This window comes from Shimazuella sp. NTD247 (genome assembly GCF_059510415.1).
The window spans coordinates 127,928-142,395 of record NZ_JCAJZU010000008.1 but is presented as its reverse complement, the minus strand read 5'-3'; the positions used below and the strand labels follow the sequence as shown (position 1 = coordinate 142,395).

The 14,468-nt window shown below is 40.3% G+C and carries 15 protein-coding genes and 3 tRNA genes; 15 read left to right on the top strand and 3 right to left on the bottom strand.

All coding sequences use genetic code 11. The annotated features are described in order from the left end of the window. The first annotated feature begins 4 nt into the window (after window positions 1–4). Genes yabP through AC5WOC_RS18715 form a run of 3 tightly spaced genes read left to right on the top strand, consistent with a single transcriptional unit; the run spans window position 5 to window position 1,180 of the window. On the top strand, window positions 5–289 hold the full coding sequence (gene yabP / locus AC5WOC_RS18725) for a sporulation protein YabP (protein ID WP_496056938.1): 285 nt from the start codon (window positions 5–7) through the stop codon (window positions 287–289). Then, the gene (gene yabQ, locus AC5WOC_RS18720) at window positions 286–828 is read left to right on the top strand and encodes a spore cortex biosynthesis protein YabQ (protein ID WP_496056937.1); all 543 of its coding nucleotides are present in this window, start codon (window positions 286–288) and stop codon (window positions 826–828) included. Before yabP ends, yabQ begins: the two co-directional genes overlap by 4 nt. Then, window positions 812–1,180 (top strand): septum formation initiator family protein, encoded by a 369-nt coding sequence (locus tag AC5WOC_RS18715; protein WP_496056936.1) that lies wholly within the window; start codon window positions 812–814, stop codon window positions 1,178–1,180. The genes yabQ and AC5WOC_RS18715 overlap by 17 nt, the downstream gene beginning before the upstream one ends. A gap of 78 nt (window positions 1,181–1,258) precedes the next feature. Here AC5WOC_RS18715 and AC5WOC_RS18710 read toward each other — a convergent pair whose 3' ends face one another. After that, window positions 1,259–1,414 carry a hypothetical protein gene (locus AC5WOC_RS18710; RefSeq protein ID WP_496056935.1) on the bottom strand — a complete coding sequence of 52 codons (156 nt, stop codon included), beginning with the start codon at window positions 1,412–1,414 and terminating at the stop codon, window positions 1,259–1,261. 12 nt (window positions 1,415–1,426) lie between these two features. After that, entirely contained in the window at window positions 1,427–2,299 is an 873-nt protein-coding gene (locus tag AC5WOC_RS18705) for a haloalkane dehalogenase (RefSeq protein WP_496056934.1), read from the bottom strand. Between the two features lie 376 nt (window positions 2,300–2,675). Between AC5WOC_RS18705 and AC5WOC_RS18700 the strand changes: the two genes are divergently transcribed. The 11 genes from AC5WOC_RS18700 (at window position 2,676) to cysK (ending at window position 13,307) form a co-directional block, all read left to right on the top strand. Next, window positions 2,676–2,752 (top strand) — tRNA-Met (locus tag AC5WOC_RS18700). A gap of 7 nt (window positions 2,753–2,759) precedes the next feature. After that, window positions 2,760–2,836: transfer RNA gene (locus tag AC5WOC_RS18695), tRNA-Met, on the top strand. Window positions 2,837–2,851: 15 nt separating this feature from the next. After that, window positions 2,852–2,928: transfer RNA gene (locus AC5WOC_RS18690), tRNA-Met, on the top strand. 89 nt (window positions 2,929–3,017) lie between these two features. Then, the gene (locus AC5WOC_RS18685) at window positions 3,018–3,506 is read left to right on the top strand and encodes a ribonuclease FAU-1 family protein (RefSeq protein WP_496056933.1); all 489 of its coding nucleotides are present in this window, start codon (window positions 3,018–3,020) and stop codon (window positions 3,504–3,506) included. A gap of 268 nt (window positions 3,507–3,774) precedes the next feature. Further along, a complete protein-coding gene (gene spoIIE / locus AC5WOC_RS18680) occupies window positions 3,775–6,216 on the top strand; it encodes a stage II sporulation protein E (RefSeq protein ID WP_496056932.1) in 2,442 nt (813 codons plus the stop codon). A gap of 122 nt (window positions 6,217–6,338) precedes the next feature. After that, window positions 6,339–7,727, top strand: coding sequence for a tRNA lysidine(34) synthetase TilS (gene tilS / locus AC5WOC_RS18675; protein WP_496056931.1), 1,389 nt, complete (start codon window positions 6,339–6,341; stop codon window positions 7,725–7,727). 69 nt (window positions 7,728–7,796) lie between these two features. Beyond that, on the top strand, window positions 7,797–8,339 hold the full coding sequence (hpt, locus tag AC5WOC_RS18670) for a hypoxanthine phosphoribosyltransferase (RefSeq protein WP_496056930.1): 543 nt from the start codon (window positions 7,797–7,799) through the stop codon (window positions 8,337–8,339). A 133-nt stretch (window positions 8,340–8,472) separates the two neighbouring features. Beyond that, on the top strand, window positions 8,473–10,455 hold the full coding sequence (gene ftsH / locus AC5WOC_RS18665) for an ATP-dependent zinc metalloprotease FtsH (RefSeq protein ID WP_496056929.1): 1,983 nt from the start codon (window positions 8,473–8,475) through the stop codon (window positions 10,453–10,455). A 202-nt stretch (window positions 10,456–10,657) separates the two neighbouring features. Further along, window positions 10,658–11,425, top strand: coding sequence for a type III pantothenate kinase (locus AC5WOC_RS18660; RefSeq protein ID WP_496056928.1), 768 nt, complete (start codon window positions 10,658–10,660; stop codon window positions 11,423–11,425). 10 nt (window positions 11,426–11,435) lie between these two features. Then, a complete protein-coding gene (gene hslO / locus AC5WOC_RS18655; protein ID WP_496056927.1) occupies window positions 11,436–12,305 on the top strand; it encodes an Hsp33 family molecular chaperone HslO in 870 nt (289 codons plus the stop codon). 72 nt (window positions 12,306–12,377) lie between these two features. After that, entirely contained in the window at window positions 12,378–13,307 is a 930-nt protein-coding gene (gene cysK, locus AC5WOC_RS18650; RefSeq protein WP_496056926.1) for a cysteine synthase A, read from the top strand. 104 nt (window positions 13,308–13,411) lie between these two features. Here cysK and AC5WOC_RS18645 read toward each other — a convergent pair whose 3' ends face one another. Continuing rightward, a complete protein-coding gene (locus AC5WOC_RS18645) occupies window positions 13,412–13,732 on the bottom strand; it encodes a hypothetical protein (RefSeq protein ID WP_496056925.1) in 321 nt (106 codons plus the stop codon). A gap of 163 nt (window positions 13,733–13,895) precedes the next feature. Here AC5WOC_RS18645 and AC5WOC_RS18640 point away from each other — a divergent pair, with 163 nt between their 5' ends. Further along, window positions 13,896–14,468 carry an anthranilate synthase component II gene (locus tag AC5WOC_RS18640; protein WP_496056924.1) on the top strand — a complete coding sequence of 191 codons (573 nt, stop codon included), beginning with the start codon at window positions 13,896–13,898 and terminating at the stop codon, window positions 14,466–14,468.

Genomic DNA, 14,468 nt, shown 5'->3' with positions numbered 1-14,468 from the left:
TCGTATGGTACAGGATACAAGCAAACAGCATGAGCTCATCCTCACGAATCGTAATGAGCTGGAAATAAGTGGAGTGACAGGTATAGAGAGTTTTGACAGTGAAGAGTTTTTACTCGCTACACACTACGGATATGTAGGCATTAGAGGACAAGAACTGCATTTGAAAAATCTAGACCTGGATCAAGGGATTATATCGATTCGAGGGCAGTTTTTAGATATTAGTTATCTGGATGTAAATCATCCCAGATCAGATAAAACCAAGGGCGTATTAGGGCGGTTATTTCGGTGACATTAGCGACACAATGGATGACACTGTCACTGATGTTTGGCTCTGGCGCACTACTCGGCGTTTTTTTAGATATTTATCGCGTAATAACGAAACGCTTTTCTCTGCGAGGCTGGCCGATTTCTATGATTGACCTTCTTTTTTGGATCTCGTCCGCCTGTTTTGTTTTTGCGGTATTGCTTTGGAGTAATTGGGGCGAAATGCGTTTCTATATTATGTTAGCTATTATTGCAGGTATTTTGTTTTATTTGCGGTTTTTGACAAGACCGATCACAAAAATATTGACTAAATTATTACAAATGATAGAATGGCTCATCAGAGCAATTAGTAAGGCGATTTCCATAATTATTTATCGACCGATTGTAAAGCTCATCCTATTTACTTGGAAGATAATCAAGAGCATCTTATTTTTTATTTGGAAAATATTAACAAAACCGTTATTATGGGTATTAACTCCATTAATCACCCTTTGTAGGCCGTATACAACGAAGATAAAAAATTGGTGGGCTAGCCGGAAGAAAGGAAATGATGAACCTGAATAATAATGTGCTGAGATTTCGGTCTCCAAAGCCTGTTATGGAATCGGAAACTCCTGCTAAATCGCTTCCCCCAAAACTACATCCAAGTGTAAAACGGAGAAGAATAACTTGGTTTGTGCTGATGGTACTTTTTTTTGGATGGTGTATTGCCCAACTTATTATTCAAGAAGTAAAGATTTCAAAGAAAGAAGAATTACTACATAAGCGTCAACAAGAATTAACTGCTACACAAGCTACTACAAAACAATTGCAAAAAGATGTAAATCGGTTTCGGGATAAGGATTATTTGATGGAACAAGCACATAAATACGGGTATGGAAAACCAGGGGAAAAAAATGTTCAAATCGATAAGTAGAAAAGCTCAAAAAAGTTTGAGCTTTTTTTGTGGTATGAATAGATAGTAGCTGGTGCAAGTACACTTTGTACCAGCTCCCTACAAATCAAGAGAGGAGAATTGCCATGCACGCTCCGATTTAGCCAGCAATAACATCTCTGTCTTTTTCCAGTAATTTCGTAGGTCTTCTGTTAACAATTCAGGAACTTCCATTGCCGCGAAGTACCCACCATTCGTATATACCCTGTTATCCATAATGTCTAGATTCTATTTCAAACTTTTCAACCAAGAAGCAAGAGCTTTCCCAACTTCATCAGGTGCATCTTCCATAGGATAATGAATTCCCGGCACCGTGACTTCTGTTTGTTCAGGCCAACTGCGACAAAAATCTAGGTGGGATTGTGTAGTTCTTCCTTGTTCTGTATGGAGAAATAGTTTTGGGATAGAACTTTTTGCCAACCAATTTCCATTAGCTGTCATAATTTCGGCCACTGCTGAATGGCTATCAAAAGGAAGTTGTCGTGCCCAAGATAACATCGGACGACGACTTTCCCCCGGTTCGATAAAGGGACGGTGATACTGCGCTATCTCTTCCTCTGTCAACTCACGTAAAATATTAATAGGAAGATTGACATTGAGAAAAGAGTTTTGTTCCAGTATCATCTTTTCTCCTTCTGGAGATTGCAATGCCTGAAAGATTTTCCGCCCTTGTTCTGACATCTCGCTCCATTTACCCGGAAAAAGTGCTTCCGTATACACGATGCCATCTACAGCACCAGGATGTCGCCTTGCCCAATCAAAGCCCAAAACCGAACCCCAATCTTGTACTACGAAAGTAATATTTTTATGGATTCCAAGTTTTTTGAGCAGCTCATCGAGATATTTACGATGCTCAAAAAAGCTGTAGGAGTCAGGACCGCTAACTGGTAATTTATCGGAATCTCCCATCCCAATTAAATCTGGGGCAATGCAGCGTCCATATTCTTGTGCATAAGGAATAATGTTGCGCCATAGATAAGAGGACGACGGATTACCGTGCAAGAAAACGATTGGATCACCACTGCCAACTTCTACATATGCCATTTCTAAATCGAAAACTTGGTGACGCTTTTTGTTGTAAGGAAATGCTCCGCTAATCATATTAACTCTCACCCTTCTGTTCACGCCAATGATTTTGAGGTATCTGGTGTGTATTTCATTTTGGTTGACATATCAACTTAACTATAAGTATAGCGCCATTTGGTTGATAAGTCAACTGAACATTTTTAATAAAAAAAGATCTTGCTGGCTTTTTCAAGAGCTGATTTAGCCTTTTTTCTTCTGATTGTCTGACAGTGGGTTTATCCATTGCTTTGGCATGCTTTCTCCATTCGTAATGGCAGACATCATACCTTATGGACACCACTAAAAATAACAAATATATTACAAATGTAGTCTTCTTGAAAACGTTATTAAAAAAATTACCTCTTGACTTATGCTATCGGCATATACTACAATAAAGTCTGTTCGCTGATGCCGCGGGGTGGAGCAGCTCGGTAGCTCGTTGGGCTCATAACCCAAAGGTCGCAGGTTCAAATCCTGCCCCCGCAACCATTATTATCACAGGGTGGAGCAGTTCGGTAGCTCGTTGGGCTCATAACCCAAAGGCCGCAGGTTCAAATCCTGCCCCTGTAACCAAACTATATATTGTTTGGCGGCGTAGCTCAGCTGGCTAGAGCGTACGGTTCATACCCGTGAGGTCGGGGGTTCGAGCCCCTCCGCCGCTACCAAAAGAAGAGAGGAGAAGGCGAAACACAACCTTAAACTTAGGTTGCGTATTACGCCTTCTCTTCTTGTATGGAAGAGTGGGAAATATCTGGTGAATGTGGTAATCAAAAAGGTGAAGTTTACTACGATTAATAAAACCTATACCGAAAAAGTTCGTGATTGGCGCGGCCGGTCCTGCTTTTCCACTCAGTATGCAAATCCTGATGGGAAGCGCATCTTTCATACGTATTATTTTGTGAAGAAAGGCTATACCATCTCAAAGGTTTTCCACAAAAACGGCGAATTCATGTATTACTATTGTGATGTGATGGAAATGAAAGAGGTTGCACCAATGCGGTATGTCATGGTAGACCTTCTGCTTGACCTGATCATTTATCCGGACGGCCGATACCATTTGATAGATGTTGATGAATTTGCAGACTCCATTGACAAAGGCCATTTGCGTAAAAGACAACAAGTCCATGCGTTAAGGACATTGGATACGATGTTGCAACTGCAAACGAAACGGAGACTGGTACCACGTTTTGTTCAGGATGTAGAGATGATTCCGATTGTCACCAAACCAATAGCAAGAAAATAAGATTTTCGACAGGTTCGTGATAGTTATTAGGAAGTTTTGTCGGAGAATCCAATCATATTTTACTTATCGACATCATAAGACGAAAAAAGAAGCAGATGTACCCAAAAAAATTGGGTACACTGTTTCTTTTTTTTGACCTTCAAACTTTTATTTATATAGGGTGCTCCATTTGTCGGAAAGTTTTTTTGGAATTACAGGCGTTTTGACAAACATTTTTAAATTTGCCACCTATAATTGGGGGCACAAATAAGACAAACGGGGGTCTAGTATGTCATTTATGAAAAGTATTCTATATCGTCAATCATTCTTAGAAAAAGGGTGGATGAAGCGATTTTCTCATCGATTTACGAAAATGTGGAACTTTCCAGTTTTGGCAATGGGTTTTTTGTTAGGTCGCGCATCTATTCTCGATTCAATGTCGCCTTTTGCATTGGCTTACTTAGCAGTACTTTTTCATTTAGGAAGACGAGAATGGCCATTAGTGATGATGTTCTTGCTGCTTGGTTCAGCTACTACAGGAACGATGGCAGCTGTGAAAATGACTGGTTTTTTTATGGTATTATTCATTGTTCACAAAGTGTTCCAATGGATTGGCAGAGGAAGTTTATCTTCCACCCCGTTTATTGTATTGATCAGCAGCATCGTGGGCCACCTGATCGAGTTTAGTTGGCAGCCATACAGCACTTATCCTTATTTACTTTCGGTTGTTGATGTTTTGCTCAGTTTTATTCTTACGTTTATTTTTGTCCAATCATTACCACTTTTTACCGTGAAAAAAAATCGACTTGGATTAAAACATGAAGAAATGGTCTGTCTCGTTATTTTAATGGGTTCTGTATTAACAGGGATGATTGGCTGGCATATTGGAGACATTTCCGTTGTTCACATTGTTTCCCGCTATATGATCTTGGTGCTCGCACTTGTTGGCGGTGGCATGCTAGGTGCATCGATGGGGGTTGTAACAGGTCTTATATTAAATTTATCAGATGTAAAGGCAATTTTGGAAATATCGCTGCTTTCGTTTTCTGGTCTATTAGCTGGATTATTTCAAGAAGGTAGAAGAATTGGTGTAGCAATCGGATTTTTGCTCGGTTCGTCTATTCTATCTTTCTACCAGGCAGGCAGCAGTAACTTTTGGATCTCCTTAGAAGAGTCCATGATCGCTATATTTGTTTTCTTTTTAACAAGAGAATCCGTGTTTATGAAATTGTCTCGTTTGGTTCCGGGTACATTTGAAAATCAGATGGCGCATCAGCAGTATATTCGCAGATTGCGTGATGCAACAGCAGGAAAAGTAGAGAGATTTACTGAGTTGTTTTATGAATTAGCAGGAAGTTTTCGTGAAGATGTCTCTCGCAAAAGACAAGACGATGAAGAGCAAGTCAATCAATTTATTGGCAATATTATGGAGGAAGCATGTATGGGTTGCCGGCGGTTTACTGACTGCTGGGAAAGAAAAGTAGTAAAAACCTATCAAGGGATGACTAATTTACTTACATTAGTTGAATCGAGCGGCGATGGACCAATATCGCCTCCAGCCTTTTGGACAGAGCATTGTATCCGACCGGATAAAGTCTTGGAGTCATGTCAAGCCCAATATGCATATCATCATGAACGAGTGTATTGGAAAGAGAAAATCGATGAGTCAAAAAAAATTGTTTCTGATCAATTGAGTGGAATGGCAGAAGTAATGGAGAAGTTGACTAGGGAGATCCGGCATGAAGCTCAAGTGTTGACAGTACAAGAAGATCAAATTCATTCTTCTTTGGAATCTTTAGGGATTGCCATTCAACGAGTGGATGTATTGAACTTAGCGGAAGGAAAAGTAGAGATAGAAGTGGTAATGCCACATACTGACGCATTAGATGAGTGTAAAAAGTTAATTGCTCCGTTGTTGACAGAAATTATCGGAGAACCGATCAGCGTACATCGCAAAATGATTCAAGATGGAATGTCTGGAGCGATCATTACACTAGGATCTGCACAAAAATTTGAACTGAAAACTGGATCAGCTGTAGCTGCAAAGGGTGGAGCTGTCATATCTGGAGACAGTTTTTGTTCTCTGCATCTAGGAACAGGAAAAGCCGCTATTGCGATTAGTGATGGTATGGGGAATGGCCAACGTGCGCAAGAAGAATCCAGTGCAGCATTAAAATTACTTCGCAGACTGTTACAAGCTGGGATGAATGAAGAGCGAGCGGTAGACTCAGTAAATTCTATTTTATCCTTGCGTACAATGGATGAAATGTTTGCGACCATCGATTTAGCGATGATTGATTTAAATTCGGGAAGAGGGAGGTTTATGAAGATCGGTTCTACACCAGGATTTATTAAGCGTGGCAAAAAAATTATTAAATTAGCCGCTTCCAGTCCACCAATTGGAATCTTAAAAGAAATTGATGTCAGACCGATTGACATGCAACTCGAACCTGGAGATATATTGATCATGATGAGTGATGGAGTTTATGATGCCTCTCGACATGCGATGAATAAAGAAGCATTTATGAATCGAATTATTCAGGAAATAGATACAAAAGACCCACAAGATTTCGCAGATTGTCTGCTTGAAAAAGTTGTTCGTGGGCACCAAGGCGCTATTCATGATGATATGACCGTAGTGGTATCAAAGGTAGAACGCTATGCGCCGGAGTGGTCCTCCATTCGAATCCCTGGTATACGCAGAATTGATAGGCAGCTTGCAAGTAATTAATTTTGTAGGACGAGACGGTATTTTAAAATGCCGTTTCGTCTATTTTTTTGTAGGCAATAGATTGGAAATGAAGTGTTTAAATTGGTAAAATAAAACCACCATTTGATTATGAGGTGGCCCTGTTGTTTCTAACAAAACTTGAACAAGAAATTAAACAAAATCAACTTTTGCAGAAGGCGGATAAGGTATTAGTAGGTGTATCCGGTGGAGCCGATTCCATGGCTTTACTCTATGGGTTAACCCAGCTTGCAAAGTATCATGGATGGGTAATCTATGTTGTTCATGTAGATCACCAACTTCGTGGGCAAAATAGCAAAGAAGATGCACAATATGTTGCAGCGTTCTGTGAAAAACAGCAGATCCCTTATCAAATCGTGAAGGTAGATGTGCAAGCTAAAAAGTTAAAAGAAGGAGGAAATAAACAAGATATAGCGCGTACACTTCGATATGAGGCATTTTTACAAGTTGCGCAACAATGGAATATCAATAAAGTAGCCTTGGCTCATCATGCAGATGATCAAGTAGAAACGATTCTTATGCGTTTGCTAAGAGGCACTGGTCCTAGTGGTCTCACTGGAATTTCTAAATTGCGCAATTGGCATCATTTGCAGATTGTACGTCCACTGTTAAGCTTTTACCGGTTGGAATTGGAGCAATATCTTGACACTGTAAAGATTATTCCACGGCAGGATGAGAGCAATCAATCGACTGACTATACAAGAAATAGATTGAGATTAGAGCTTATACCTGATATGATGCGTTATAATCCTCAAGTGAAACAAGCGATTTTGCAACTCGGAAAATTATTGGAAGAAGACGAGGAAGTGTGGAAAAAATGGACAGAGGATATTGTGCCAATTATTTCCAAAAAAATTAGTGATCAGGAGTATCATATTGATATTAAATCCTTACTTACTCAACCGATTGCTTTACAAAGGCGCATCGTTAAACTAATATTAAATTGTCTAACTGATGAAAATTTACCTTATCATTCGATTGAACAGGTGTTACAATTAACGGTACACCCATCTCCTTCGGTATGGATTTCCCTTCCCGGTGGAATAAAAGGAGTAAGATCATATGAGAAACTCCGTTTGACCAAAGATTACATAAATGAAATGGGAAAAGAAGAGTGGTTGGTTCCTCTTCGTATTCCTGGAACTACTTACTTACAACAAGGTTCGATTCAAGCTGTTCTTGTTACAAATTTTGATGAACCTATACGTGAATCTGATCACAAAGCGATCTTCGACGCTGATTTGCTTAAACTTCATCAGATGTACGTGCGAAATCGACGTACAGGTGATCGTATCCAACCTTATGGTTTTCATGGACATAAGCGAGTAAAATCTTTATTTATGGAGAAAAAAATTTCTCTTGTGGAGAGAGATAAATATCCAGTCATTACTATGGATGATGAGATTATCTGGATTCCAGATGTTCGGCGATCGGCGATTGCTCCGGTTACGAAAGAAACAACTCAATTTCTTATTCTCAGCTGGTTGAAATGAATTTGAGGGAACAGTAATACATAATTGGGAACAGCTCAGCTTTACAAGTCGTTTGGAGGGAACATTACTTTGCATCAAGATGTGAAAAAGACTTTGGTTTCAACAGAACAAATTCAGCAAAAGATTGTGGATTTAGGAAAACAAATTACAAATGATTACCAAGAGAAAGACTTGTTGTGTGTGTGCATATTAAAAGGAGCAGCACCTTTTATGGCAGATCTCATTCGTCAGATTGAATTACCGATTGAAATCGATTTTATGGCTTGCTCGAGTTACGGGGCATCTACCAAATCTTCAGGAGAAGTTAGAATCATAAAGGATCTTGATACATCAGTAAAAGATCGCGATATTCTCCTAGTAGAAGATATCATTGATACGGGACTTACTCTTAGTTACTTAGTAGAGCTCTTTAAGGGGCGTGATGCCCGATCAGTGAAAACGATAACTTTGTTAGACAAACCTTCCAGACGACAAGCAGACTTAGTACCAGATTATTTTGGTTTTCAAGTTCCGGATGAATTTGTGATCGGCTATGGGCTTGACTTCAACGAGAAATATAGAAATTTGCCTTACATAGGTGTTTTAAAAGAAGAAGTATACTCCCAAGAGTAACAGAATTTAGTTGAAAAAAGATAGGAGTGTAGTCGACCATTTTTACTTGTGCTAGAATGAACAAGTGCTCTTTTGCGAAGAACACAATTTTTTCATATAAATGGACTGATAAGGACTGGAGAGGAGGCCAAGGATGAAAAACTACTTCCTCAGAAATGGATTATTGTATGTTACCCTCATCCTTGTTATTGTTGGTGTGTTTAATCTCGTAGCTAATACAAGTTCAGCTACGAAGCAACTAACGTATAGTGAATACTATAATCTGTTAAAAACAAATCAAGTTGACAATGTTGTCATTCAACCAGAAGGTGATACCTATCACATTACTGGTAAGTATAAAAACAATAAATCTAAATCATTTGTCACACAAGGACCTTTAGGTTACGGTTCTACCGTCACACAAGATTTGCAAAAATACAATGTGAAGTTTTCTGTGGAGAAAACGAAAAGCGACTCTATTTGGATTTCTATTTTTACATCCATTATTCCGATCGTGGCTGTAATAATCCTCTTCCTTTTCCTCATGAATCAAGCACAAGGCGGCGGCAGCCGAGTGATGAACTTCGGGAAAAGTAAGGCACGGCTTTATAATGAGGAAAAGAAACGCGTTACCTTTAACGATGTTGCAGGCGCTGATGAAGAGAAGACAGAGCTTATCGAGATTGTCGATTTCTTAAAAGACAATAGACGATTTGCACAGATGGGTGCACGTATTCCAAAAGGTGTTTTACTTGTCGGACCTCCTGGAACAGGGAAAACTTTGTTAGCAAGAGCTGTTGCTGGGGAAGCTAAAGTGCCATTTTTCTCTATCAGTGGTTCCGATTTTGTTGAGATGTTTGTAGGGGTTGGGGCTTCAAGGGTTCGTGATTTGTTTGAGCAGGCAAAGAAAAATGCACCTTGTATCATCTTTATTGATGAGATTGATGCAGTTGGTCGTCAACGTGGGGCAGGGCTTGGTGGCGGACATGATGAACGGGAACAAACCCTTAACCAACTGCTTGTAGAGATGGATGGTTTTGATGCAAATGCTGGTATTATTATTATGGCAGCTACAAACCGCCCGGATATTTTAGATCCTGCATTGCTGCGTCCAGGTCGTTTTGACCGTCAAATTTTGGTGAATCGCCCAGATGTTCGTGGAAGAGAAGAAATTTTAAAAGTGCATGCACGTAACAAACCTATTGATGAAAGTGTAAAATTGTCTGTAGTAGCACAGCGAACAACAGGTTTTTCTGGTGCAGACTTGGAGAATTTGTTGAATGAAGCAGCACTTTTAGCAGCTCGTGAAAACAAACGAAAGATCACCATGCTGGAAATTGATGAAGCGGTTGACCGCGTAATCGCAGGACCTCAGAAAAAGAGTCGTGTTGTCAGCAAAAAAGAAAGACGAATTGTTGCTTTCCATGAAGCAGGTCATGTTATTGTTGGGTATTATGTCAAAAATGCCGATACAGTACATAAAGTGACAATTGTACCGCGTGGTCAAGCTGGTGGATATGCCATGATGCTGCCGAAAGAAGACCGCTATATCGCAACCAAGGGTGAATTGCTTGATCGAGTCACTGGTTTATTAGGTGGACGGGTGGCAGAAGAGGTTGTGTTTGGTGAAGTAAGTACTGGTGCTAGTAATGACTTTGAACGTGCCACATCGATTGTCCGTTCTATGATTACCGAATATGGAATGAGCGAAAAATTTGCTACCATGCAGTTCGGTAGAACGCAGGGACAAGTTTTCTTAGGTCGCGATCTTGGTCATGAGCAAAACTATTCTGATCAGATAGCATATGAGATTGATACAGAAATGCAAGAACTTATTCGCAAATGTTATAATGATGCGAAACAAATGTTGACAGAGCGCCGCGAACAGCTTAATCTTCTTGCAGAAACACTGTTAACACGTGAAACACTCGATGAAGAGCAAATAAAACAATTGCTGGAAAATGGAAAGATTGACGATAATGTTGTCGTTACGATCCAAAGCAAAGACGAATCTGTAAAAGAAGAACCAAAAGTGGAAAAAATCGAACCACCAGCGACAAATTTAGAAGAACCAAAAATTGATGAAACAAACACTGATGAAACGAAAAATGATGAGCCACCAAAAAAAGATTTGTAAAAACAAGAACCTAGTATAGACACTCCATGGGAGAAAGGATCAAAAAGGCTAGCGGAAAAATGCTTTCTCTAGCCGCTCCTTTTCACCCAAAAGGTCATACAGGTTTTTTTTCTTGGGGAACAAAATGAAATTATTGGTCGTTTCTTCTGAAACAATTGTAAATTTCCGAGATTGTTTTATTGAAACAAAGGAGTCAAAGATCATGTTATTGGTAATTGATGTAGGAAATACAAATGTTGTCTTCGGTGTATACGATCAAGATAAACTTTTGCATCATTGGAGAATGCAAACAGATCGAAATGCAACAGAAGATGAATATGCAATGACTTTTAAGCAGCTTCTTACTCATGTTGGACTTGAATTTTCACAAATAAGTGGTGTTATTCTCGCATCTGTCGTTCCCCCTTTGACTTATGTATTACGGAAATTAAGTGAAAAATACTTATTAACTGAGCCGCTTGTGTTGGGGCCAGGTGTCAAGACAGGTTTACCTATTTTGTACGAAGATCCAAGAGAAGTGGGGGCAGACCGAATTGCTAATGCAGTAGCAGCGATCGAACTGTATCGTGCTCCAGCTATTATTGTTGATTTTGGAACAGCTACTACTTTCTGTTATGTTGATGAACATGCAAGATATATCGGTGGAGCAATCGCCCCTGGTGTGCAAATCTCCTCGGAAGCCCTATATCAACGGGCAGCGAAACTTACAAGAGTAGAGATTGTACAGCCCACAGAAGTCGTAGGTAGAAATACTGTACATGCTGTCCAATCTGGTATTTATTATGGATATGTAGGATTAGTGGATGGCATCGTCAATCGGATGAAAGAGCAATCTTCAGGTACCCCAATAGTAATTGCCACAGGTGGTTTGGCCAGTCTTATTTGCCATAGCACTAAAACGATTGACAAAATTGATCCGTTGTTGACTCTGGAAGGATTAAAAATTATTTATAAAAGGAATGTAAATTAGGAGGATAGAGATGGACTATACCATACGAGCAATTTCTGCTGATGGCTACGTACGTGGATTTGCTGCCCTTACTACCAATCTTGTGCAAGAATTGCAGCGCAGACATACTACTTTTCCTGTGGCGAGTGCGGCTCTTGGTAGAACAGCAACGATGGCATCTTTATTGAGTCTTACCATCAAAGGGAAAAAAGAGCGAATTACACTGCAAATTGATGGAGATGGGCCATTGGGAAAGATCGTTGCAGAAACAGACGGTGAAAGTACGATTCGCGGCTATGTGGATAATCCAGATGTGCTTATTCCTTTGAAGGAAAATGGAAAACTAGATGTTTCTGGGGCTGTTGGACAGGGTTCTCTTTATATCACTCGCGATCTTGGGCTCGGCAACCCATATCAAGGTGCTTCTCCAATCGTATCAGGAGAACTGGCTGAAGACTTTACGTATTATTTTACTTCCTCAGAGCAAACTCCCAGTTCTGTTGGTCTTGGTGTATTGGTAAACCGCGATAAGATTTTAGTCGCTGGAGGTTATATGATTCAACTATTGCCAAATGCTTCTGATGGAGTCATTGATACTTTGGAAGAGCGCATTGGTAAGATAACATCCATCACGGATTTACTCGCACAAGGAAAAACTCCGGAACAACTGTTGCAGCAAATACTAGGAGAAGACGCCAAATTCCTCGAAAAAAAAGAAACACAGTTTGGCTGTACTTGTTCTCGTGAAAAAGTACAAAACATGTTAGTTGGTCTAGGCAAGATGGAGTTGGAGGCAATTGTTGATGAGGTAGGAGAAGCTGAAGTAGTTTGTCATTTTTGTAATGAGAAATATTTGTTTAACAAAGAAGAATTGCTCACCGTCATAGGATCTCTGGATTGACAATATATTCATGTAGTTGATAAGATTAACTCGTATATTCCTGTTTTATTACTCGGAATTAGGGGGATTAACATGCGAGTTGCTAATAACATACTTGAATTAATTGGTGAAACACCCTTGGTTAAATTGAATCACATTGTCGGAAAAGCTGATGCAGATGTTTATTTAAAGTTGGAATTTTTCAATCCAGGTGGAAGTGTAAAAGACCGGATTGCTCTTAGCATGATTGAAGGCGCGGAAGAACGTGGTGAGTTAAAACGCGGAGATACGATTATTGAACCTACAAGTGGTAATACAGGAATTGGACTAGCAATGGTAGCAGCTGCCAAAGGATATAGAGCTATTTTAGTGATGCCGGATACGATGAGCATGGAACGTCGCAACTTGCTTCGTGCATATGGTGCTGAGCTGGTTTTGACACCTGGAGCAGAGGGCATGAAAGGTGCGATAGCCAAGGCAGAGGAGTTAAAGCAGGAACATCCGGAATACTTTATGCCTCAGCAATTTAACAATGAAGATAATGTCAAAGTGCATCGCGAGACAACAGCAAGAGAGTTGGCTGATCAAGCTGACGGGCAAATCGATGCATTTGTATCTGGGATAGGAACTGGGGGAACAATCACTGGTGTTGGAGAAATACTCAAACAATCCTTTCCTGACTTGCATGTAGTCGCAGTAGAACCAACAGATTCTCCTGTGTTATCAGGAGGAAAACCAGGACCTCATAAAATCCAAGGAATTGGCGCTGGCTTTATACCTCCTATTTTAAATACAGAAATATATGATGAGATTGTACAAGTGGATAACGAAGAAGCATTTACATGGGCAAGAAAGCTGGCACGAGAAGAAGGGATTTTAGTTGGTATTTCCTCAGGAGCAGCAGTGTCAGCTGCACTTAAAGTAGCTCGACGCTTGGGTGCTGGAAAGAAAGTAGTAGCAGTCATTCCAAGTAATGGGGAACGTTATTTGACAACACCTTTGTATCAATTTGAAGAGAAGTAAGAGGATGAAGCTGATCTGTAATCAGATTGGCTTTTTTATTTTGTCTTTTATAATCGGGCAGCTGAGCACGGGTGTTGCTCGTACTCAGCCGTTTTGTGGTCAGGTCAGCCCTTGCGGGTCACCTTCCACTTGAACCCATCGTCGGGGACCTCGATGACTTGACCAGCGGCAAGAGACACCTTCAGCCGTTCGTCCATCACTTGTGTGATGAATTGGAACTTGTCGTCGGAGAAGGTGTGGCGGATAGCGATCCACCAGCGTGCCTTCTCCTCTCCTCCTTCACAAATGTAGAAGGTGGCTTCTGTATAAGCACAGTTGGCATAACCGTCGCATCCGGTGATAGCCGTGGTCTTCACGCATTCGATGATGAGCGTATCGCCGAAGAAGCCCTTGTTGCCCTGCTCCTCAGTGACGTTACCAGACATGATTCCTCCAAAACGACTAGGATATGTTTATAATATCAGTTGCTGATAAAGAAGTGGAGATAAAGATATCTCGCTTTTTCTTTTTGGTTTTCTCTCATTCTGTGTTAAAATGGGGCATTATGATGTTAAATAGCGGAGAAAAGCCTAGAGGAGTGGAGTAGAGATGATAGTGATGATTGATAACTATGATTCATTTACGTATAATTTGGTGCAGTATTTTGGTGAATTAGGAGAAGATCTACACGTTTTTCGCAATGATGAAAAGTCTGTGGATGAAATACGTGCTTTAAAACCAAAAATGATCGTGATTTCACCAGGTCCTGGGACACCAAATGATGCAGGTGTCACGTTGAAAGTGATAGAGAAATTAGCAGGTGAGATTCCGATATTTGGAGTATGCCTTGGGCACCAATCAATCGGCCAAGCGTTTGGTGCGAAGATCGTTCGAGCTTCCGAGTTGATGCATGGGAAAACATCAGAAATTTATCATGATGGAAAAGGGATTTTCACTGGTCTTCCGGTTCCTTTTAAGGCAACAAGGTACCATTCATTAATCATCGATCCATCCTCTCTACCTGACTCATTAGAAATAAGTGCAAAAACGCAATCAGGTGAAATTATGGCTGTTCGACATCGTTCTTATCCAATAGAAGGTGTCCAGTTTCATCCTGAGTCTCTGCTGAGCGAACATGGAAAGCATCTATTGACTAATTTTATTCATACGTATGCATCTTAG